Below are 20,441 nucleotides of genomic sequence, written 5' to 3'. Positions count from 1 at the left end.
TGCTGTTATTTTGTAGTGTTATCTCAAACTCAGACTAACAGATGTAAGCGTTTTTGTAGATGATTATTTTCCGAATTTTGTGAGAATATTTACTTTTTATTTATTTGATTTTTATTGTTATATTAATAATCGTGCACTTTTTAGTTTAGGGGCTATCTGTGCTATAATAGAAAGGTACATATTGGTGGAAGAGAGGTTAACTTTATGCAAATAAATTGGAATAGTTTATTTTCATGGGGGAGTTTTCGCAATCTGATTGATATTTTGATTGTTTGGTACATTCTCTATAATATTTTAGTAATTATTAAAGGAACAAGGGCAATTCATTTAATGAAAGGAATTGCGGCAATTGCTGCAATGAAATTTATTAGTTTTTTCCTTGGGCTAACTACTTTAGACTGGATTATGAACTTCGTGATTCAGTGGGGGGTTGTGGCTGCGTTGATTGTGTTCCAACCAGAGATTCGTCGCGGATTAGAACATATTGGACGTTCGAATTTCTTCTCACGTAAATCTGAAAGTGCCAATGAAGCAGAAATCATGATTAATGAGTTGAATATCGCCATTCAATATATGGCAAAACGAAGAATAGGAGCTCTGATTTCGATTGAGCAAGGGAATTCTCTAGAAGAATTTATTAATACTGGGATTCCGATTCACTCTGAGATTTCTAATCAATTGATTACAAATATTTTTATTCCAAATACTCCATTACATGATGGGGCAATGATTATTCGTGATTATCATATTGCTGCAGCGGCCTGCTATTTACCACTGTCTGAGAACATGATGATTCCAAAAGAATTAGGAACACGTCACCGTGCTGCAATTGGTTTAAGTGAAGTGAGTGATGCGATTACGATTATCATCTCAGAAGAAACGGGGAAAGTGAGTGTCGCGATTCGCGAAAAATTACACCGAGAACTTTCTTCTGAAGAATTAATTCACGTCTTGTCGCAACATTTAGTGGTAGAAGGAGACGACGAGATGGATCCAGCAGTCGTTCGTTGGATACGTGCGCTCTTTAAAGGGGGTCGTTCGAATGGCTAATTGGATGAATAAAAAATCATTTCTCATGTTGATGTCTTTAGTACTAAGTATCTTTCTATTTATTTTAGCTAAAGACGCTAATTCCGGATTACGTTCAAGCACTTTAAATCCACAATCAAGTTCAAACACGATTACAAATGTGCCAATTTATGTGGATATCAACAGTGAAGAATACTCGGTAACAGGATTACCAGACTCTGTTGCATTACGTCTTGAAGGGCCAAGTAGTTTGATTTTAAGCACATCTAGCAATGGTTCGTACAAAGTGACTACACCAAATTTAACAGAGTTAGGGGAAGGAAAGCATACGATTTCTCTTTCAGTATCAGGACTTCCAACTGGAGTGACAGGTATTGTTTCACCAGAAAGTGTTGAAATTACCATCGAGAAGAAGAATGCTAAAGAGTTCCCTGTTAATGTAACGGTTGATTCTTCAAGTATTGGCAATGGCTATCAAGTTGGAGATGGCTTGACCTCTCCTGGAACAGTTACAGTCAAAGCTGCGGATTCGATTTTAAATCAAGTAGAAAAAGTAGTCGCAAAAGTTACGATTCCTGAAGGGACAAAATCAGACTATACGACTACAGCACAACTACAAGCATTGGATGCCACAGGAAAACCTGTTGCGGTGAAAATTGAGCCAGAACGTGTACAAGTTCGAGTGCCAATTTCTTCTAGCTCCAAAACAGTCCCTCTTGTCTTTACGACAACTGGTGGCACTTCACGTTATTCATATTCATTGAATTCTACTACTAAGCAAGTTACAATCTTAGGAGCTGAATCGATTTTAAATCAAATTACAGCTATTCCAGTAGTGGTAGATGTGAGCAACGTGACTCAAACCACGAAAAAAACAGTAACATTAACACTACCATCTGGTGTCAATAGTATTACCCCAGAAGCAGTTGAGGTCACTATTACGGTGGTAGATCATGGTATTTTGGATTCACGAGAAACAACTAAAGAGTCCGAAACAACACAAGAGCAAACAACGACACAAGAACAGACAACACAAGCCAGATAAGGCTAAAGGAGAAATTTATGGGCAAATATTTTGGAACAGATGGTGTTCGTGGCGTAGCTAACGCAGAATTAACACCAGAATTAGCATTTAAACTAGGCCGTTATGGCGGTTATGTATTATTACAACAAGCAGAAGGAAATGCACATCCACGCGTATTAGTGGGGCGTGACACTCGTATTTCTGGTCAATTATTAGAGCATGCTTTAATTGCTGGATTACTCTCTGTTGGGATTGAAGTCATGCAACTTGGAGTGATTCCTACTCCAGGGGTAGCTTATTTAACACGAGTACAAGGCGCTGTAGCTGGGGTTATGATTTCAGCATCCCACAATCCTGCTCAAGATAATGGAATTAAATTCTTCGGGGGAGATGGATTTAAACTAACAGATGAAACAGAAGCGCAAATCGAAGCATTATTAGATGCCGAAGAAGACACATTACCACGTCCTTCTACAGACGCATTAGGAACAGTAGATGAATACTTAGAAGGAACATTGAAATACAGCCAATTCCTACAAAATACGGTTGATTCTCTTTCAGGAATGAAAGTTGCTTTAGACGGCGCAAATGGAGCCACAGTTTCCATGTTAACGCGTTTATTCGCTGACTTAGACACAGACTTCCACACAATGGGTGACAAACCAAACGGCGTGAACATTAATGATGGCGTAGGGTCAACACATCCAGAAGCTTTAGTGGAGTTCGTAAAAGAAACGGGAGCAGATATCGGTTTGAGTTTTGACGGAGACGGAGACCGCTGTATCGCAGTGGATGAAAATGGAACAATCGTTGATGGTGATAAAATCATGTTCATCCTTGGTAAACACTTCAAGAACCAAGGGACTTTAAGTAAAGATACAATCGTATCAACCGTTATGAGTAACCTAGGATTCCATAAAGCGGTAGAAGCAGAAGGAATGGTTGCTCTTCAAACAGCAGTTGGTGACCGTTACGTGGTTGAAGAAATGCGCAAAAACAACTACAACTTTGGTGGGGAACAATCAGGACATATCATTATCCTTGATTTAAACACTACAGGCGACGGATTACTTTCAGGAATTCAATTAATGAATGTTATGAAACAAACTGGCAAATCATTAAGCGAATTAGCCAGTGAAGTACCAACATACCCACAAGAATTAGTAAACATTCGTGTGAGCGATAAAAATGGTGTAATGGAAGTTCCAGCGATTAAAGAAGTCATCGATGCTGTAGAGGCTGAGATGGATGGAAACGGACGCGTGCTTGTTCGTCCAAGTGGTACTGAGCCACTTGTTCGTGTTATGGTTGAAGCACCAACGGATGAACTCGTTCACGACTACGTAACACGTATTGCTGACGTTGTTCGTAAAGAAGTTGGGATTGACTAATTTTAAATAAATACGATTTGAAGGAGAGCTTTGAAAAAAGGCTCTCTTTTTTTATTGGGATAAACCACTTGATTTTAAAGGAAACAATTGATACAATGTAAAACGTAACAATTACGATTTAGAAAGAAGAGAATAAAATGGCAAAAAAATCTAAAATTGCAAAGTATGAAAAACAAAAAGCGCTCATCGAACGTTACGCTGAAGAACGTTATGCCCTAAAGCAAGCTGGAGACATTGACGGACTAAGAAAACTGCCTAAAAATTCAAATCCGAACCGATTGAAGTTTCGTGATCAAACGGATGGCCGACCAAGAGGATATATGCGTAAATTTGGCTTGTCACGTATCAAATTCAGAGAATTAGCGCATCAAGGATTGATTCCAGGCGTTCAAAAAGCAAGCTGGTAAAAGAGGAGGTAAGGTAAATGAAACAAGATTTAGCAACAGCATATCGTCAAATGAAGAGTCCAAATATCAAAACAAGAAAGAGAGCATTGAAACTGATTAACGAAGCCAAACGTGCAAAGAAAAAATAATAGGGATTACCGGACTCACACTGTGGGTCTTTTTTTCTACGTACAGCTCGAACCGGTGCAACGTTACAGCTATTATAATTCAATCCGAAGGATTCTCCAAAACACAATTTGAGTGTCTTTGAACGCAATTTGGTTTCATGTTAGAATAGAACAGTAAAACAACCAAGGAGCTAAGAAAATGCAATCTAAAACATGTAGCCAAACTCGTGCGATTCAAGCGCGTAGAATTTTCCCATTCGATGTGAATATGCATAACACACTATTCGGAGGAAATTTAACGCGAATTATTGATGACTGTGCATCGATTACGGTCTCCCGTCATTGCCGTCGTCTTGCAGTAACGGCATCGGTGGACGCGATGAACTATTTAAAACCACTTCCATTAGGACATTCTGTCTGCGTAGAAACGTATATCTCAGGAACAGGGAAGAAGAGTGTGGAAGTCTTCTGTAAAGTGGTCGGAGAAGATGTGTTAAACGGCGAACGCTATTTAGCGGCGACAAGCTTTTGGACATTTGTGGCACTTCCTCGTGAAGGAGAAACAGATTTTACGGTAGATGCCATCATTCCAGAAACAGATGAAGAGAAGTTCATCTGCAGTGGCTACGAAGAACGTCGTAAGGCACGTCTAGAGCAACTAGGACGCCAAGAAGCATTAATGGATCATATTACCGTTGTAAAACCGTGGAACCTAGAGAATCACGAATCTTAACCAAAACGTAAGAAACTTTCGAAGGATTTTTTAAGTTTCTCTGTTATAATGCAACTATCAATAGTTTAAGGAGTTCATTGTGGATACATCAAAAGCAATCGAATTAAATCGTAAAATTATACGAATCGTGACCGTTATCGGGATTATTTTAACCATTATTTTAGGATGGCTCGTGGCCAAGAATGATTATTTCGCCATAGACGGACCGTTCCGTGAAAGCATTGCCCACTCAGGTTGGGTAGGAATTTTGATTTTTATCCTGATTCAAATTACGCAAGTAGTTTACCCGATTATTCCGGGAGGCTTAACTTGTGTCATCGGGCATATCGTATTTGGGCCTCTTCATGGCTGGATTTATAATTTTGTGGGAATCATGATTGGTTCTTGTATCAACTTCTGGTTAGCTCGTCGCTATGGTGAGACGTTGGCGAAGGCGTTCGTGGATGATGATACGTACAATAAATACATCGGTTATTTGGACAAAGGAAAACACTTCGAGCGCTTCTTCTTTGGCGCACTGGTTCTTCCTGGATTCCCAGATGATTTCCTATGTATGGTGGCAGGGCTTAGTCATATGACCTTTAAGAAATTCGTGGCCATTTGTTTAATCGCAAAACCAGTCACACTTTACGTTTATACAGTAATTGCAGCAGAAGGAACGCAAGCCTTCTTCAGATTATTTAATTAAGAAAGCAGTATAGAGATGAAAAAAATCATGATTGCACTCGTGCGTGGATATCAAAAGTGGATTTCTCCATTATTCCCGCCTTCCTGTATTTATAGACCAACCTGCTCGAGCTATACGATTCAGGCGGTTGAAAAGCATGGAGCGCTGAAAGGCGTATTGATGGGTTGCGGACGCATTTGCAGATGCCATCCATTTATTCGAGGTGGACAAGATCCCGTTCCAGACTATTTCACACTAAGACGGAACAAGGATTACCGTAAGAAAATTATCGATGCAAGTAAACACAACACAGCTGACTAGAAATAGTCGGCTGTTTTTGTATTTGTAAAAATAATTAAAGGGGTATTGTGTTTTAAAAAAGTAGAGGTATAATTCGAATTGAAAAGCACCTGATTTAGAAAGAGGGATAATAAATGACATGTAATTTAAAACAATGGTCTGTGGGGAAATGGGTCGCAAGCGCAGCAATCATTCTGCTAATGGCAGTCTGTTCATGGCTAGCCATTCGTGTCTTTTTCACGAATGAGAATGCCAATGCGGAATTTAGCTATGAGATTATTAATAACACGGATAAGGAAATTGAGGAAATTATTATTGGTGAATTTCGAGATTCTGATAGTACTGGTGCAACGGATCGTGTTTCTATCACATTAATCGGAGGGCAGTCACGTACGAAGGGGGCCGTTACAATTTCTAAGGATACAGATAAGATTGGGAATTTCTATATTCAGATGAAAAAAGATGGGAAAAGAGTATTTTTAGCACCAACATTAGCGTATGATACTGGAAAGAAAGGTCTTCATATTAAGATTACAATTGATAAGATTGACTCTGAAGGCTATTACACAGGTAAAGTGGAAACTAATACATTTGTTTTCTCAGAATTTAAAATAGAACCGACGTTGCAAAAAGCCGATGAGAAGAAAAAAACAGAATAGTATTGATGACAATCAAAAACCCGTGTGGATGAAGTAGAAGACATCCACACGGGTTTAATAGTTCTATTTTAAATATTACATAAAGTAACCTAAGTAGTAACGAACGAAGAATGCAGCACATACAGCACCAACGAATGGAGCAGTACCAGGTACTAATAATCCATATTGCCAGTCGTTATTGACTTTGTTTTTGATTGGTAATAATTGGTAAGCAAGACGAGGTCCTAAGTCACGAGCTTGGTTCATCGCGAATCCAGTTGTACCTCCAAGACCCATACCGACAGCCCATACGATTAAACCAACCACGATTGGTAATAATTCTTTGTTTACATTTTCAGTTGCTAAGATTGCTGTTAAGAAAATGAAAGTTGCAAATGCTTCGACGAAGTAGTTACGTGGTAAGTTACGGCAGTTAGGGTTTGTTGAGAAGATGTTACGGATTGCAACGCCATCAACAAGTCCTTCAGAAGCTGTGAAGTGGTCTGCGTACATGAACCATACGATTACCGCACCAACAAATGCGCCTAAGAATTCAGCGATTGCGATTGGAATGAATTGTTCTGCAGGAAGTACTCCTAAAACCACTTTAGCAAGCGCCATCGCAGGGTTGATACTTACACCACCGAAGATAAATAAAGCAACAGTGATACCGAATGCCCATGTTGTGATGGCGAATAAGTGACCTGATCCAGCGTATTTTGTTTTCTTCAAGACGTCATCACAGTGTACGCCAACCCCGAAGATAATCATGAGGGCTGTTCCCATAAATTCTGATAATAATAAATGCATAAATGTTTGATCCATTGGTCGATTCTCCTTAATGTAATTCTTTTGTTAATTGTTGATAGACGGCTTGAATCGATAATCCAGTTTCGTGGGCGATTCGGGCGCAGTCTTCATATTCTAATGTTGATTTTGTAAAAGTACCGTATTGGTTTTTCTTTACCTTCACCGCTCCGAGGCTCGTTTGTTGCGTCTGGAAAGTGCGAGTCATGACTTTACGTTGGACGTTTTGATAACGAAAGCCAATGGTTGAAGTTTGCTTAAATAAAATGGCTGTAAACCGTTCGAGGTCTCCTTCTTGAATGAGAAGCGTGAGATGTGTTGCCGGACGGTTTTTCTTTGTGTAAACGGGAGTGTAATGCAAATCAAGTGCGCCTTCCTCTAATAAAAGGCTCATGATGTAGCCAAGTTCCTCACCGCTTTGGTCATCGATGGTTGTATCGATTTGAATGATTTCATCGTTATGGGAAGTCACGACTTGATGAGAATGTGTGCTTTTCACTAAAAGTGTTCCGCGTAACGCGTTGAATTTACCCGTGTCACGTTTCCCAAAACCGTAACCGACTTTAGTAGCGGTTAGGTTTGAAGGTTGTGCAAATACTGGGCGGATGGCCTTAAAAAGAGCAAGGCCGGTTGGTGTCACAAGCTCTGTATGAATGTCAAAGTCTTGTGAGAATGGAATGGCAGTTTGTAGTCTTAATTGCATTACGGCAGGTACTGGTACAGGCATCACTCCATGTGCAACGGTAATCGTACCGCTACCTTCAGTGACAGCAGTGCTGTATACCGCATCGATGTCGAGTGTTTCCCACAAAATGAAGAAACTCATGATGTCGATAATAGAGTCTGTTGCACCAACCTCGTGAAAGTGAATTTCCTCCACAGGCATTTGGTGTACGTTTGCTTCCGCTTGTGCAATGTCACGGAATACTTCCAAACTTTTTTCTTTTACAAAGTCACTGACACCACTTGAAAGAATAATCGTTTCGATTTCTTTCAACCCACGAACTTCTCCGTGATGGTGATGATGACTATGTGTATGCTCATGAGAATGACCGTCATGAGTATGTTCATGATGATGATCGTGGTCATGTTCATGTGAATGTGAATGTTCATGCGTGTGTGCATGTGTGTGTTCTTCGTGCGCATGTGAATGAGCATGTTCATGTGTATGTTCTTCGTGCGCATGTGAATGAGCATGTTCATGTGTATGTTCGTGCTCATGGTGGTGGTGATGTTCATGTTCATGGTCGTGATGATCAAAGTCACCAGCGATGCCATGGTCTTTTTCACCGTGTTCCATATGCACATCGAAGTCTGTTCCCCAAATACTGCTTTTCGCGATGCGGTCTACATGAAGATGATAACCGTCGAGCGAAATGGTCTTAAGGGCTTCTTCTAGATGCTTGCGGTCGGCTCCTAAATCGAGTAGAAGAGCATTTAGCATATCACCGCTCAGCCCAGAAAATGGTTCTAAATATAACGTGCTCATGCGAGTCCTCCTCGAATGTTGTTAATCATGCTTGCTGAATAGGCTGCGCCAAAGCCGTTGTCGATGTTTACGACAGTAACGCCGCTTGCGCAAGAAGTCAGCATGCTGAGTAAAGTCGTCACGCCTTGAAGATTCGTTCCGTATCCGATGCTGGTTGGAACGGCAATTACAGGAACGTCTACTAACCCACCGACAACACTCACAAGAGCACCTTCCATACCGGCGATGACAATCACGACGCTCGCGCCTTGGATGTCTTCGAGACGATTGAAGAGGCGGTGAATCCCAGCAACTCCGACGTCGTAAATGCGCTTCACATGATTTCCAAATGTCTCAGCAGTGACAGCCGCTTCTTCGGCAACAGGAATGTCGCTTGTACCAGCTGTAACGACTGCGATGTAGTGTTCATGTTTGGGTGCGATTGGGTTAAGGACGAAGGTACGTCCGAGTGGTTCATAGCCGCCTTCAGGAAAAGCCTTTTTGAGAGCTTCCCCTTTTTCAGCGTTCACGCGTGTCGCAAGAATGGCTGTTTTATGTTCATTCATTGCCCGGATGATGCCAAGTAATTGCTCAATGTTTTTTCCTTCACCATAGATGATTTCTGGAAATCCATTGCGCTTTTGGCGAGAAAGATCAATGGCCGCGTAACCAATGTCTTCAATCCCTTTTAGAAGGGTGGACGCTTCTTCAATTGAGAGGCGTCCATCTTTAACTTGTTGTAGGATTTCTTCTTGTTTCATATTATTTATCTTCAACGATAACAGATAATCCATCGCGGATAACTGTTACTTTTGCGTCTGCTCCTTGAAGTTCGAAGGCACGTGCAAGAGCTTCGTCAAATGTTTTCGCTAATTCCATATGCATGTTTGTGATAAGACTTGGTTCTACTAAATCAGAAACAAAGATTACGTGGTGATGCACTAGAATACGCGCTAAGATTTGTGAAGTCCATTGGTCTGGAACTGTTTCAAGTCTTGGAGTGTTAATGGCTTGGTCTAAGAAGTCTTTAGGATCTTTAACGTCTGCTAAGTTACGGTAGAAACCTTCACCACCGTGACCATCTTGACATCCAGCAACCATGATAATCACGCCGCCTTCTTTGTTTGTTGCTTCAGCAGCAGTCATTCCTTTAACAGCTTGGTAGATGTTTTGGTCTAATGGGAAACCACCATTTGTTGAAACGGCGATATCGCAAGGAATTTTAGTTACATGAGCTAATTCACGAACGAATTCGCAACCCACTTTATGAGCTTCAACCATGTCTCCGGCAAATGAACCGATGATATGTTTTTCACCATCTAATACAACGTTTACGATGAAGGCTAAGTTTGCAGTACGTGCTGCGTATAACATATCTTCGTGGATTGGGTTGTGGTCTAAGTTACCAGTACGTGATTTTTCTGAATCAATAAAATCACCACTGTGGTTTGCCATAATGGTTTTATAGGAAGCAACCCCAGGAAGAACAGATTTACGTCCGCCAGAGAATCCAGCGAAGAAGTGGCTTTCGATAAATCCTTCAGCGATTAATAAGTCTGCTTCAGCAGCGATACGGTTAATGATGCAGTCACCGCCTGAAGGAAGTTGACCGATTTTCACCATGTCTTCGTCGTTGGTAGAAATGTGCATTACGATTTCTTCATTGTCCACGATTTCTTGACCGTATTTGTTAATTAACTCTTCGCGGGTTGAAGGACGGTGGAAACCAGTCGCAACTAAAATACGGATACGAGCGTCTGGGTTTACACTACGGATACGACGTAAAATGATTGGTGTAATGATATGTGAAGGAACTGGACGAGTATGGTCAGAACTGATTAACACGATATCTTTTTTACCTTTTGCTAATTCCTCTAATGTTTGGCTACCAATTGGGTTATCCATTGATTTTTCCACTGTTTCTTGTTCAGAAAGTGGGTTGTGGTAGTTTTCCGCTTTCGATTCAAGTAATCCAGCAAAATTTTTGTCCGGAATTACAGCAGTAATTGTCTTTTTGTCGTAAGGTAGTTTAATTTCAACCATGATAACATCTCCTTTAATTTGTTTGACGATTATAAGTATACTCAAATAACTCATAGCAGAAGTCTCAAAGGTTAGTAACATTTGTTAACGTAAATTTTCGTGGTAAGATGATAATAGTGTGTATAGGAAATTGTCTTAGAGGAGTGTTCAATTTGAACAGTGAAAAATATTTAATCGATTTTTTAGAAAAAGAAAATACCCCTATTATTAAGAAGAAAAAACACATGTACCTGGCATACCGTGGATTGGAACAGGCCTATACTTATGTACTGATTGATGGAGTAGTCAAGACTAGTATCATTATGAAAGATGGCCGAGAGTTCAATTTAGAGTACGTTACGCCCGTGGATATCGTTTCACTTGTTCGTGACGAAGTTTCTAACTATACATCAGCACCTTTTAATGTACGTATTGAGAGCGACGAGGCAACTTTCTACCGTATTCCACGCATTAAGTTCTGGGAATATGTAAGAGATGATAAACACTTACAAGATTATATTCGGGAATATTACCGGAATAAATTGTCTGAAACCATTGAATCATTGCAATATATGACGATGAATGGGAAGAAAGGGGCGGTCTGTTCCTTCCTATATAAATTGATGAATCAATTTGGCGTGGAAGTAGAGGATGGAATTCTCATCGATTTTAACGTTACGAACGAAGATATTGCTGGCTTTTGTGGAATCTCCACTCGTAATAGCGTAAACCGCATTATTCATGATTTAAAAGAAGAAGGTGTCGTTGAAATTCATAATCAGGAATTACTGATTTTAGATAAAGCATACTTGGAAGAATTTACAGGTCGAGAAAGCTTTTAGGATAGAAAGAAGGAACGAATAATGGATGAAAAAGAAGCACGATTACGCGAATTGTTAAAAGAAGTGGGGAAAATTGTAGTTCCCTATTCTGGAGGAATCGATAGTAGCTATTTATTGAAGATTGCAGTGGATACTCTAGGACGTGACAATGTGATTGCGGCAGTCGTGAACTCGGAATTGTTTTCTGACCGAGAGTTTAGTGAAGCAATCGATTTAGGAACAGAAATGGGTGCTCGTGTATTAGGACTTGAAATGGAAGAGTTATCCGATCCGCACATTGCTTCAAACACTCCGAATAGTTGGTATTACAGTAAGAAAATGCTCTACCAAACCATCAAAAAGAATGTGGAAGGAGAAGGTTTTACAGTTCTTTCAGATGGATTAATTATGGACGACATCAACGATTATCGTCCCGGTGTGAAGGCGCGTAATGAAGAAGGCGTGCGTAGTCTTTTGCAAGAAGCTGGATTATATAAATCAGAAATTCGTGAATTAGCCAAACGTGCCGGAGTGACGAACTGGAATAAGACTCCTTCTTGCAGTTTAGCTTCTCGTTTCCCCTACGGAACTCGTATTACGCCTGAAAAAGTTGAAGCGGTGTTTAAGGCGGAAGAATATTTTGCAAAACGTGGATTTGAACCGGTACGTGTTCGCGTGCATCAAGATTTGGCTCGTATTGAAGTAGGGGCAGACCAAATTGAAAAATTAGTTAAAAATCACGAAGAGATTAATCAGATGATGCAAGAGTTAGGCTTCTTATTTGTAACTGTCGATTTGCAAGGCTATAAATACGGAAGAATGAACGATCAGCTAGATGAAAAAACGAAGAAAGAAGCGATTGGATAATGATTGTTTCGCCCCAAGAAGTATTAGAGTTCTGGTTTAAAGAATGTGCCCCTTCAGATTGGTTTAAAAAATCGGAGGAGTTTGATGAAGAAATTCGAACGAGATTTCTTCCCGCTTATGAGGCTATCGTTTCAGGCGAAACGGTTCACTGGCGCAAGACTCCGCGAGGTCGTCTAGCCGAAATAATTGTTCTGGATCAATTCTCAAGAAATATGTTTCGTGAGGATGCAAAAGCGTTCGCTGCGGATTCTTTAGCATTAATACTTGCCCAGGAAGCTTTACCTTATTGGAAGGAATTGACGGTGGAGGAGCAAGGATTTCTTGTGATGCCTTTCATGCATTCAGAGTCTCTTTGGATTCATGATTGGGCTGCAAAATGGTTTGACGAACCAGGATTAGAACGTCGAAAAAAATATGAAATGGCTCATCGTGCGATTATTGAACAATTTGGTAGATATCCCCATCGAAATCAAATTTTAGGAAGAAAATCGACATTAGAAGAAGAACAATTTCTCGAAAAACATAAAGGGTTTTAAAGAAAACACAACAAGAAAAAAACACTTTTCTTTTTGTGTTTTTTTCTTGTTAAAAGATGGAAGGGCATCCATTGTTGATGTGGATACAATAATATTTTTTCCTCGAACAGCAAGCGAATATGAGATTAAAAATAAGCGCAATTTTGTAATAAAAGATTAATCAGATTACCATTGTTTTTCCTTTATTTTTTCGGTAACATGAGTAAGCAGATTTGAAAGATTTAGGAGATATAAAAACATGAAAGGTCCTCGTAAATGGATGAAAAAATTCGTGTGTGCGCTTAGCATTTTTGCTATGAGTGCTACGAGTTTTACTCCAGTTATTTATGCGCAAGATGCCGCAAAAGAAAAAGAAGAAGCAGCTGCGATTCAAGATGTACAAAGCTACATTGCAATCGAGCAAACGAGCGGAAAAATTTTGATGCAAAACAATCAAGATGAAGTTCGTGGAATTGCTTCAATGAGCAAAATGATTTCACAATATTTAATTTTAGAAGCGATTAAAAAAGGAGAAATCACTTGGGAAACAAAAATCCCAATTAGTGCCAGAGCCAATCAATTAAGTGCCAATTATAATTTATCCAATGTGCCACTATGGCCAAATGAAAAATATACAATCAAAGAACTCTTTGATGCGATCTCAATCTATTCAGCCAACGCAGCCACTCTTGCAATTGCCGAATACATTGGTGGTTCCGAAGCGAATTGGATTGAACGGATGAAAGCAAAATTAAACGAGTGGGGCATTAAGGACGCGACAATTATTAATGTAACAGGATTACCGAATAAATATGGTGGCAGCGAAAAAAATCCAGCTTTTGGAGACGAAGACGAAAATAGTATGTCTGCTCGTTCTGTTGCGATTATTGCTAAAAATTTAGTGAATGATTTTCCTGAGATTTTGAAGATTTCGTCGATTTCAACTCAAACTTTCCGTCCAAATGGATCGGGAACAACTAAAATGGATAACTTCAATTACTTACTTCCAGGACTCTTGTTTGAGTATGAGGGGGTAACAGGATTGAAGACTGGAACGAGTGAATCCGGTGGAGCTTCAATTACGACAACAGCAACAAGAAATGGATTTTCTGTGATTGTGGTGAGTATGGGTTCTAAAGAGCCACTAAACCGATTTAAAGTCACAAGACATCTTTTAGATGAACTGTTCAAAAAGTACGAAGGACTTATTGTCGGTTCTCCTGGGAAATCCGTGCAAAATTTAGCGCCGATTCCTCTGGAAGGAGGGACGGAAGAAACACTGAGCGTTGACTATGGAAAACCTTTTGTTGCAGCCGTTCCAAAAGGGACAGCCCTTAGCCAAATTAAAATAGGCTTTATTCCGTTAGATGAGTTGAAAACAGAAGATGGAAAAGTAAAAGCGCCTGTTCAAGCCGGACAAACGGTCGGAACATTGACCTTTGAAATGCCGGGTGAAAATCTAGGATATGTAGATGGTAAGGACCACGGAACGGTAGAAGCATTAGCTGCTTACGATGTGGAGCAATCGAATGTGGTCACAGAAAGTGTCCGTGGAGCAAAAGGTTTTGTTGGACAAGTTGTTCAAAAAGTTCAAAACTTCTTTGGAAATGTATGGAGCGAAATTCAAAATGTATTTACGCCAACAGCCTCTAAATAAAAATACAGTAAAAGGCTTGCACTTTTTGCTTAGGGCGTGTACAATCTTAGACAAATGATACAGTATGAATAGTACCTGCGATCCTTTAGTAGAGAGCTAGTGGTTGGTGAAAACTAGCAAAGAGAGACCAGCGAATCCACATACGGTGCGAGAGCGAAAACATTGATTAAGCTATCCGGAGAAAACCGTTATCTCACAAATGAGCGCAATGGCAACATTGAAACCGGGTGGTACCGCGAAGACAATTACTCTACTTCGTCCCTAAGACTAGAAATAGTCGGGGGCGGAGTATTTTTTTATACAGAAAATGGAGGGAAAACATATGTTAGATATGAAACGCATTCGTGAGAATTTTGAAGAAGTGGCAACTGCTTTAGAAAACCGTGGTGTAGACCGTGCGACAGTAGAAGAGTTACGCAACTTGGATGAAGAACGTCGCGCACTCATCACGAAAACAGAACAATTAAAACAATACCGTAATACAGTGACGGAAGAGATTTCTCTTCTTAAACGAAATAAGGAAGATGCTAGTGCTAAAATCGCTGAAATGAAACAAGTCGGTGAAGACATCAAAGCAACAGATGCTTTATTAGCAGAAGTGGAAGAAAAAGTAGAATATATCGCTTCTCGCTTACCAAATACAGCTGCAGAAGGCGTACCAGTAGGGGCAGATGAAACGGAAAACGTAGAAGTTCGCCGTGAAGGAACTCCACGCGTATTCGATTTCGAACCAAAACCTCACTGGGAAGTAGCAGAAGCGCTAGATATTTTAGACTTCGAACGTGGAGCTAAAGTATCAGGAAGCCGTTTCTTATACTACAAAGGCCTTGGAGCTCGCTTAGAACGTGCGATCTACAACTACATGCTTGATTTACACGTGGAAAAACATGGCTACACAGAAATGATCACACCATACATGGTAAATGAACAATCAATGTACGGTACAGGTCAATTTCCTAAATTCAAAGAAGATGTGTTCCAATTAACAGACGAACGCAATTTAACATTAATCCCAACAGCGGAAGTGCCATTAACAAACTACTACGCAAACGAAATCTTAGACGAAGCGCAATTACCTATTTACTTCACTGCGCTTAGCCCATCATTCCGTTCTGAAGCGGGTAGTGCGGGTCGTGACACTCGTGGTTTAATTCGTCTTCACCAATTTAATAAAGTAGAAATGGTGAAATTCGCGAAACCAGAAGATTCATTCGATGAATTAGAAAAAATGACAGACAACGCGGAAGATGTACTGCGTGGATTAGGATTACCATTCCGTACGATCGTATTATGTACAGGAGACATGGGATTCTCAGCAGCGAAAACATACGATGTAGAAGTGTGGATTCCAGCGCAAGATACGTACCGTGAAATCAGTTCTTGCTCAAACTGCGTGGACTTCCAAGCGCGTCGTGCGAAAATTCGTTTCCGTCGTGAAGATAGTGGCAAGATTGAATTAGTGCATACATTAAATGGATCAGGACTTGCAGTTGGCCGTACAGTCGCTGCTATTCTTGAAAACTACCAAAATGAAGATGGTAGTGTGACGATTCCAGAAGCGCTTGTACCATACATGGGCGGCGTTACAAAAATTGGATAATCAATTCTCTTTGAAATAGAGAAGAGCCGCTGTGGAAATCCCACAGCGGCTCTTGTTTTTGTTATTTACTTACTGAACACTAAAGTAATTCCGAGTGCTCGTAAAAACTGATCCATTAACGTATTATTTTTTTTAAAATCATCTTTGAAATCCTTCACAAGTTGGACTTCATCGGTGATAATCCCATTCACAGGACTGTTCAAATATTTTTGGATGACATCTTCACTATTGATGGTCCAAACATAGACTTCATGTCCTTGTTGCTGGGCGTTTAGAACGAGTAATTCTTGATAAGAAAAGTCTTCTATGACGAAGAAATCCACTTTTGGATTGCCAAACCCTCCGAATTGGAAGGGAATGACATAGCCCGTATTTATTTCTGGAGCTTTTTCTTCCAGTTCTTCCATCACTTTCAAATCAAGGGACATGACTTTGTTAGAAGAATCGATGCCTAACTCTTTATATTTTTGGATAAAGAGGTCTACATAATTTTCAGGTTCTCCCCCATGAGGTTTTAATTCAATGATGAGAGGGATTTTCAAATCTTTAGCTTCTCGGTAAAATTCCTCGAAGGTCGGGATATGGCTAGCAAATCCCGATTGATAAATCGGTAATCCCCTCACTTCATCCAAGGTCATATCTTGAACCCGTTTATTCAGACGAGCGAGTCGTTTTAAATTGTAATCATGCATCACCACGAATTGATGATCTTTGGTAAGGAGGATATCCATTTCTACCATGGTAGCGCCAGCCTCTTTTGCAGCTTTAATTCCTTCAAGGGAATTTTCAACCGCCTTTGAAGTATATCCACGATGACCGATAATCGCTTGGTCAGGCATGGCGTCTTTGGCATAGGTTGATAGCGTTGTGGAGGCCGCATTTCCAATCACAAAAATGAGAGCAACAGCAGTGACGATTTTTCTCTTATGTTTCACTTCAGGAAGATGTTGGTATAAATGAAGGGAAACGAGTTTTCGCTCGTGAATCACTTTTGTCATGACGATAAATGTAGCCATTTTCGTATAAATGATAATGAACTCTTGAATAAGTTTGGCAATCGTGAGGACACTGCTGAGTAGAAAAACATTATCTCCTTCAGGGTTGATAAGAGATACCAAAGCAACACTTAAAAAGGAAATAGCCACAACAAAGATGAATAAAACAGCCTCAACGACACCAACGATAAAGAGGAGTCTCCATGTATTCCCTTTTGTAATCTTCCAACTTTGTAGAATATTTTTAGTAAAAGGTTGATCTGTCAGAATTTGTAGTGGAATTGCAAAGGAACTTCTAGCGTGAAAGTAAAGGAGCAATACAATTAAAATCGTGTAGATTATCACGCCACTCCCAGTTTTGGTGATTTCTCCCGTTATGAAACTAGGAATATAAATGTTTTTGGAAATAAAGGTTAAATCTCCTAAATTGATAATCGGAAGAAGCGTTATAAAATAGAGTAAAAATGCAATAAAATTCCCGTTTAGCAGTTGCCTTAATTCAATAAAGGCATTTTTAACACTGGTTCTCCAAGAAAAATGTGTTTTTCGAATCGTTCCATAGATCATAAAAATTAGAATCGAGAATTCTAAAAACAAAATAAAAGCAAACGCGAGTAAGTACATAAGGATGAAAGGAATCATCCAAGGGTTTAATAAAACATGTTTAAAATTTGAAAAGGTTAGATTGGCTTGACCTGCGAAAAAGAGCATTCCTTTAAAAATAAGCGATAATAATCCAAATCCAAAGACGGAGATAAATAGCTGTAAAAATAAGGAATTACGTAAATACATCCAACTATTCTTGGTTAAATTGCTGAAGGTAAAGCGAATCGTTTTCCAGACTGGAATCTTGGTTTTCATGGTGCCTCCAATAAATTTCTTTCTATCAACATAGCATGAACAAAAGCTTCTATCAAGTTGAAATCCGGAATCTTAATAAGATTGACACTTATTAAGGCGATTTAATATAATAAAAACATATTTAAGATTTTTTTATACTTTAGGAGGACTAAAATGAAAAAGAAGTTATTAACATTTTTATGCTTAATGGCAACGGTTGTATTAGCTGCCTGTGGATTTAAAAAAGTAGATGCCGGAAACTACCTTAAAACGGCATTTAGTGGCGTTGATACAAAAGGACGTATTACGTATCAATTCAATACAGAGGAGTTAATCACCGCTTTCTTAGTAGAAAATCCTAAAGCAGACGCCAAAACGGAATCAGAATTAAAAGCGGCTATTGCTGAAGTTAAAATATCTCCAAGCAAGATTGAAAATTTATCAAATGACGAAGAAGTTACTTTAACGTTTGCAAATACAAAGAATCTAGAAAAATTTGTGACAATTCCTTCAGAGAAAAAAGTGAAAGTAACGGGCTTAACTGCTGTTAAGAAATTAAATTCTGAAGAATTAGCAAAATTAGTGTCATTAGAAGCAACAGGTTTCAACAAAAAAGGAAAAGCGAAAGTTCGCATAAACGACCCTCGTGTAGCTTCCATTCGTTTTGTAGTTGAAAATGATGGACAATTAGAAAATGGAAAAGATGCTAAAATTAAAATTGACGGAAACTTCGATAAAGTTTTAGAATCAAATGGCTATATTTTAGAAGGCGATGGAAGCTTCACTCTTCCAGTAAAAGGCTTAAAAACAGTTGCTGACAAATTTGAGGATGCAAAAAACAAAGATGAAGTTGTTAAAAAATTAAAAGAAGAAATCAACAAAAAGTACACAGATGCGACCATTACTTTTGATAAAACTTATTATCGTGGTTTATCAAGCGGTGTAGGTGAAAGTGGATATGGAGACGGTTTAATCGAAGGAAACGGAAACCTTGTGATGCTTGTTCGAGTAGAGTATAAATATGCTGGCAAACGTACGCTTGCAATTGGTCTTTCAAACTTAGTAACGAATGCAGAAGGAAATATTGAATTGAAAGATGCTCAGCTAGTGGATAAATATTTTGATGATTTTGCAACTGCTGCTCAAAAATTAGAAGCGATTGGATATACAGAAGTAAAATAAAAGATTTAAGCAGAGACTGCCTCGTGTTGGGCGGTCTCTTTTTTTGTAAACAAAAGCATTTTTTCATTTTTATGAAAAATTTTTTATAAATGAATAGAAAATAGTTGCGAGAATTGTCAGAATATTATATACTACTCTCATCTTAGAAATTTAAAGTATGAAAAGAGGGATCTTATGAAATTAAAACAATTCACATTAGGAGCTGTGGTTGCAGCCATTTTAGCAGGTTGCGGAAGTGCAGCAGATAGCAACACAGTCAAAATCGGAGGGAACTTCGAATTAACAGGGAATGTAGCAACTTACGGAACTTCAATGAACAATGCAGCACAATTAGCGGTTGAACAAAAAGGGAAGTTACTTGATAAGGAATTAAAATACGTTTCATATGACAACAAATCAGACAAGACAGAGGTAGCTTCTGTTGCGAAAAAATTAGCTTCTGAAAAAGTAGTCGGTGTAGTTGGACCAGCAACAACAGGGGATGCAGCAGTATCAATCCCTGTAAACGAACAAGCTAAAATCCCAACAGTATTCCCAGCAACAACAGGAGACGGTGTAACATTGAAAAACGCTGGAGATGCATCTTCAGTATATGAATACATCTACCGTGTATGTTTCTCTGACAGCTACCAAGGGGTTGTAGGAGCAAACTTCGTTAACAAGAAATTCGGAAAAGCTAAAGTAGCCATCTTACAAGATACAGGTAATGACTACTCTAAAGGGTTAGCAGATGCCTTTGAAAAAACTTATACTGATAGTAAAATCGGTGGATCAGTTGTAGCTCGTGAGTACTATCAAACGAAAGATACAGACTTCCAAGCGGTATTAACAACATTGAAATCTAAAGACTTCGATGTATTGTACGTACCTGGTTACTATGAAGAAGTTGGTCTAATTATCAAACAAGCTCGTGAAATGGGAATCACTCAACCAATCGTTGGTGGTGACGGTCTTTCAAGTGATAAGTTAGCAGCATTAGCTGGAAACAGCTCAAACCTTTCAAACGTTTACTACACATCTCACTTCTCAACATTGAGTAAAGATAGTGATGTTCAAGAGTTTGTTAAAGCGTATAAAGAAAAATTTGGTGCAAATCCAGATACTTTTGCGGCTTTAAGTTATGATGCTACTCAATTGCTAATGAAAGCTATCGAAAAAGCAGGGTCAACAGATCCTCAAGCAATCACAAAAGCTTTAGCAGAAACAACAGACTTTGACGGTGTAACAGGAACATTCTCAATGGGTGCTGACCACACACCAGTGAAATCAGCGGTTGTAATCGAGTTCCAAAACGGACAAGAAGTAAGTGCTCAAGAGTACTCTGCTGAGTAATTTTAGGATAAGCATATTTTGAAGAGAGGCACGGAGAGT

Annotated in this window: 21 protein-coding genes; 16 read left to right on the top strand and 5 right to left on the bottom strand. The window is 39.3% G+C overall.

The genetic code is table 11. From position 1 onward, the window contains the following. Positions 1-204: 204 nt before the first annotated feature. The 9 genes from cdaA to HMPREF3103_RS06680 all read left to right on the top strand — a co-directional run bounded on the left by cdaA (position 205) and on the right by HMPREF3103_RS06680 (position 6,317). Positions 205-1,050, top strand: coding sequence for a diadenylate cyclase CdaA (cdaA, locus tag HMPREF3103_RS06710; protein WP_070438529.1), 846 nt, complete (start codon positions 205-207; stop codon positions 1,048-1,050). Next, on the top strand, positions 1,043-2,074 hold the full coding sequence (locus HMPREF3103_RS06705; RefSeq protein WP_070438528.1) for a CdaR family protein: 1,032 nt from the start codon (positions 1,043-1,045) through the stop codon (positions 2,072-2,074). The genes cdaA and HMPREF3103_RS06705 overlap by 8 nt, the downstream gene beginning before the upstream one ends. 17 nt (positions 2,075-2,091) lie before the next feature. Further along, positions 2,092-3,444 carry a phosphoglucosamine mutase gene (gene glmM / locus HMPREF3103_RS06700; RefSeq protein ID WP_070438525.1) on the top strand — a complete coding sequence of 451 codons (1,353 nt, stop codon included), beginning with the start codon at positions 2,092-2,094 and terminating at the stop codon, positions 3,442-3,444. 137 nt (positions 3,445-3,581) lie between these two features. After that, complete coding sequence (rpsN, locus tag HMPREF3103_RS06695; protein WP_049555661.1) at positions 3,582-3,851, top strand: 30S ribosomal protein S14; 270 nt, start codon at positions 3,582-3,584, stop codon at positions 3,849-3,851. Positions 3,852-3,868: 17 nt separating this feature from the next. Continuing rightward, positions 3,869-3,979, top strand: a complete 111-nt coding sequence (locus HMPREF3103_RS09535) for a putative metal homeostasis protein (protein ID WP_160313174.1) — start codon at positions 3,869-3,871, stop codon at positions 3,977-3,979. A 178-nt stretch (positions 3,980-4,157) separates the two neighbouring features. Then, positions 4,158-4,691, top strand: a complete 534-nt coding sequence (locus tag HMPREF3103_RS06690; RefSeq protein ID WP_049555660.1) for an acyl-CoA thioesterase — start codon at positions 4,158-4,160, stop codon at positions 4,689-4,691. Between the two features lie 79 nt (positions 4,692-4,770). After that, positions 4,771-5,379 carry a TVP38/TMEM64 family protein gene (locus tag HMPREF3103_RS06685; protein ID WP_083278760.1) on the top strand — a complete coding sequence of 203 codons (609 nt, stop codon included), beginning with the start codon at positions 4,771-4,773 and terminating at the stop codon, positions 5,377-5,379. A 15-nt stretch (positions 5,380-5,394) separates the two neighbouring features. Further along, positions 5,395-5,679 (top strand): membrane protein insertion efficiency factor YidD, encoded by a 285-nt coding sequence (gene yidD, locus HMPREF3103_RS09415; RefSeq protein WP_005606386.1) that lies wholly within the window; start codon positions 5,395-5,397, stop codon positions 5,677-5,679. A gap of 113 nt (positions 5,680-5,792) precedes the next feature. Next, positions 5,793-6,317, top strand: coding sequence for a hypothetical protein (locus tag HMPREF3103_RS06680; protein WP_070438519.1), 525 nt, complete (start codon positions 5,793-5,795; stop codon positions 6,315-6,317). Between the two features lie 75 nt (positions 6,318-6,392). Here HMPREF3103_RS06680 and larD read toward each other — a convergent pair whose 3' ends face one another. Genes larD through larA form a run of 4 tightly spaced genes read right to left on the bottom strand, consistent with a single transcriptional unit; the run spans position 6,393 to position 10,614 of the window. After that, the gene (gene larD, locus HMPREF3103_RS06675) at positions 6,393-7,121 is read right to left on the bottom strand and encodes a D/L-lactic acid transporter LarD (protein ID WP_244266392.1); all 729 of its coding nucleotides are present in this window, start codon (positions 7,119-7,121) and stop codon (positions 6,393-6,395) included. A 13-nt stretch (positions 7,122-7,134) separates the two neighbouring features. Further along, the gene (gene larC / locus HMPREF3103_RS06670; protein WP_070438516.1) at positions 7,135-8,592 is read right to left on the bottom strand and encodes a nickel pincer cofactor biosynthesis protein LarC; all 1,458 of its coding nucleotides are present in this window, start codon (positions 8,590-8,592) and stop codon (positions 7,135-7,137) included. Beyond that, positions 8,589-9,332: a nickel pincer cofactor biosynthesis protein LarB gene (gene larB, locus HMPREF3103_RS06665; RefSeq protein ID WP_070438513.1), complete on the bottom strand. Its 744-nt coding sequence runs from the start codon at positions 9,330-9,332 to the stop codon at positions 8,589-8,591. Before larB ends, larC begins: the two co-directional genes overlap by 4 nt. 1 nt (position 9,333) lies before the next feature. Beyond that, positions 9,334-10,614, bottom strand: a complete 1,281-nt coding sequence (gene larA, locus HMPREF3103_RS06660) for a nickel-dependent lactate racemase (RefSeq protein WP_070438510.1) — start codon at positions 10,612-10,614, stop codon at positions 9,334-9,336. Positions 10,615-10,721: 107 nt separating this feature from the next. Between larA and HMPREF3103_RS06655 the strand changes: the two genes are divergently transcribed. The 5 genes from HMPREF3103_RS06655 (at position 10,722) to serS (ending at position 16,053) form a co-directional block, all read left to right on the top strand. Beyond that, entirely contained in the window at positions 10,722-11,435 is a 714-nt protein-coding gene (locus HMPREF3103_RS06655; RefSeq protein WP_070438507.1) for a Crp/Fnr family transcriptional regulator, read from the top strand. Between the two features lie 21 nt (positions 11,436-11,456). Continuing rightward, positions 11,457-12,281: an ATP-dependent sacrificial sulfur transferase LarE gene (larE, locus tag HMPREF3103_RS06650; RefSeq protein ID WP_070438504.1), complete on the top strand. Its 825-nt coding sequence runs from the start codon at positions 11,457-11,459 to the stop codon at positions 12,279-12,281. Then, positions 12,281-12,817 (top strand): DUF924 family protein, encoded by a 537-nt coding sequence (locus tag HMPREF3103_RS06645; RefSeq protein ID WP_070438502.1) that lies wholly within the window; start codon positions 12,281-12,283, stop codon positions 12,815-12,817. The genes larE and HMPREF3103_RS06645 overlap by 1 nt, the downstream gene beginning before the upstream one ends. A gap of 238 nt (positions 12,818-13,055) precedes the next feature. Beyond that, positions 13,056-14,453 carry a serine hydrolase gene (locus tag HMPREF3103_RS06640; protein ID WP_070438499.1) on the top strand — a complete coding sequence of 466 codons (1,398 nt, stop codon included), beginning with the start codon at positions 13,056-13,058 and terminating at the stop codon, positions 14,451-14,453. A gap of 322 nt (positions 14,454-14,775) precedes the next feature. Continuing rightward, complete coding sequence (gene serS, locus HMPREF3103_RS06635) at positions 14,776-16,053, top strand: serine--tRNA ligase (protein ID WP_049555650.1); 1,278 nt, start codon at positions 14,776-14,778, stop codon at positions 16,051-16,053. Between the two features lie 65 nt (positions 16,054-16,118). On the opposite strand, the gene HMPREF3103_RS06630 is transcribed toward serS, so the two are convergent. After that, positions 16,119-17,909 carry a glycerophosphoryl diester phosphodiesterase membrane domain-containing protein gene (locus HMPREF3103_RS06630; protein WP_070438496.1) on the bottom strand — a complete coding sequence of 597 codons (1,791 nt, stop codon included), beginning with the start codon at positions 17,907-17,909 and terminating at the stop codon, positions 16,119-16,121. A gap of 153 nt (positions 17,910-18,062) precedes the next feature. Between HMPREF3103_RS06630 and HMPREF3103_RS06625 the strand changes: the two genes are divergently transcribed. Both HMPREF3103_RS06625 and HMPREF3103_RS06620 read left to right on the top strand, forming a co-directional pair. Next, positions 18,063-19,070, top strand: a complete 1,008-nt coding sequence (locus HMPREF3103_RS06625) for a hypothetical protein (protein ID WP_070438493.1) — start codon at positions 18,063-18,065, stop codon at positions 19,068-19,070. Positions 19,071-19,244: 174 nt separating this feature from the next. Then, positions 19,245-20,402, top strand: a complete 1,158-nt coding sequence (locus HMPREF3103_RS06620) for an ABC transporter substrate-binding protein (RefSeq protein WP_070438490.1) — start codon at positions 19,245-19,247, stop codon at positions 20,400-20,402. Positions 20,403-20,441 lie beyond the last annotated feature (39 nt).

This window comes from Granulicatella sp. HMSC30F09 (assembly GCF_001806915.1).
In the GTDB taxonomy this organism is placed as follows: Bacteria; Bacillota; Bacilli; order Lactobacillales; family Aerococcaceae; genus Granulicatella; species Granulicatella adiacens.
Note: the sequence above shows the minus strand (reverse complement) of the source record. Positions and strands in the feature narration are given on the sequence as shown.

Coding starts and splice junctions, on each gene's coding strand:
- HMPREF3103_RS06690 (WP_049555660.1), top strand. CDS start 4,158: ATGCAATCTAAAACATGTAGCCAAACTCGTGCGATTCAAGCGCGTAGA.
- yidD (WP_005606386.1), top strand. CDS start 5,395: ATGAAAAAAATCATGATTGCACTCGTGCGTGGATATCAAAAGTGGATT.
- rpsN (WP_049555661.1), top strand. CDS start 3,582: ATGGCAAAAAAATCTAAAATTGCAAAGTATGAAAAACAAAAAGCGCTC.
- HMPREF3103_RS06680 (WP_070438519.1), top strand. CDS start 5,793: ATGACATGTAATTTAAAACAATGGTCTGTGGGGAAATGGGTCGCAAGC.
- serS (WP_049555650.1), top strand. CDS start 14,776: ATGTTAGATATGAAACGCATTCGTGAGAATTTTGAAGAAGTGGCAACT.
- HMPREF3103_RS09535 (WP_160313174.1), top strand. CDS start 3,869: ATGAAACAAGATTTAGCAACAGCATATCGTCAAATGAAGAGTCCAAAT.
- larE (WP_070438504.1), top strand. CDS start 11,457: ATGGATGAAAAAGAAGCACGATTACGCGAATTGTTAAAAGAAGTGGGG.
- larC (WP_070438516.1), bottom strand. CDS start 8,592: ATGAGCACGTTATATTTAGAACCATTTTCTGGGCTGAGCGGTGATATG.
- larB (WP_070438513.1), bottom strand. CDS start 9,332: ATGAAACAAGAAGAAATCCTACAACAAGTTAAAGATGGACGCCTCTCA.
- glmM (WP_070438525.1), top strand. CDS start 2,092: ATGGGCAAATATTTTGGAACAGATGGTGTTCGTGGCGTAGCTAACGCA.
- cdaA (WP_070438529.1), top strand. CDS start 205: ATGCAAATAAATTGGAATAGTTTATTTTCATGGGGGAGTTTTCGCAAT.
- HMPREF3103_RS06620 (WP_070438490.1), top strand. CDS start 19,245: ATGAAATTAAAACAATTCACATTAGGAGCTGTGGTTGCAGCCATTTTA.
- HMPREF3103_RS06645 (WP_070438502.1), top strand. CDS start 12,281: ATGATTGTTTCGCCCCAAGAAGTATTAGAGTTCTGGTTTAAAGAATGT.
- HMPREF3103_RS06630 (WP_070438496.1), bottom strand. CDS start 17,909: ATGAAAACCAAGATTCCAGTCTGGAAAACGATTCGCTTTACCTTCAGC.
- HMPREF3103_RS06640 (WP_070438499.1), top strand. CDS start 13,056: ATGAAAGGTCCTCGTAAATGGATGAAAAAATTCGTGTGTGCGCTTAGC.
- larA (WP_070438510.1), bottom strand. CDS start 10,614: ATGGTTGAAATTAAACTACCTTACGACAAAAAGACAATTACTGCTGTA.
- HMPREF3103_RS06705 (WP_070438528.1), top strand. CDS start 1,043: ATGGCTAATTGGATGAATAAAAAATCATTTCTCATGTTGATGTCTTTA.
- HMPREF3103_RS06655 (WP_070438507.1), top strand. CDS start 10,722: ATGATAATAGTGTGTATAGGAAATTGTCTTAGAGGAGTGTTCAATTTG.
- HMPREF3103_RS06625 (WP_070438493.1), top strand. CDS start 18,063: ATGAAAAAGAAGTTATTAACATTTTTATGCTTAATGGCAACGGTTGTA.
- larD (WP_244266392.1), bottom strand. CDS start 7,121: ATGGATCAAACATTTATGCATTTATTATTATCAGAATTTATGGGAACA.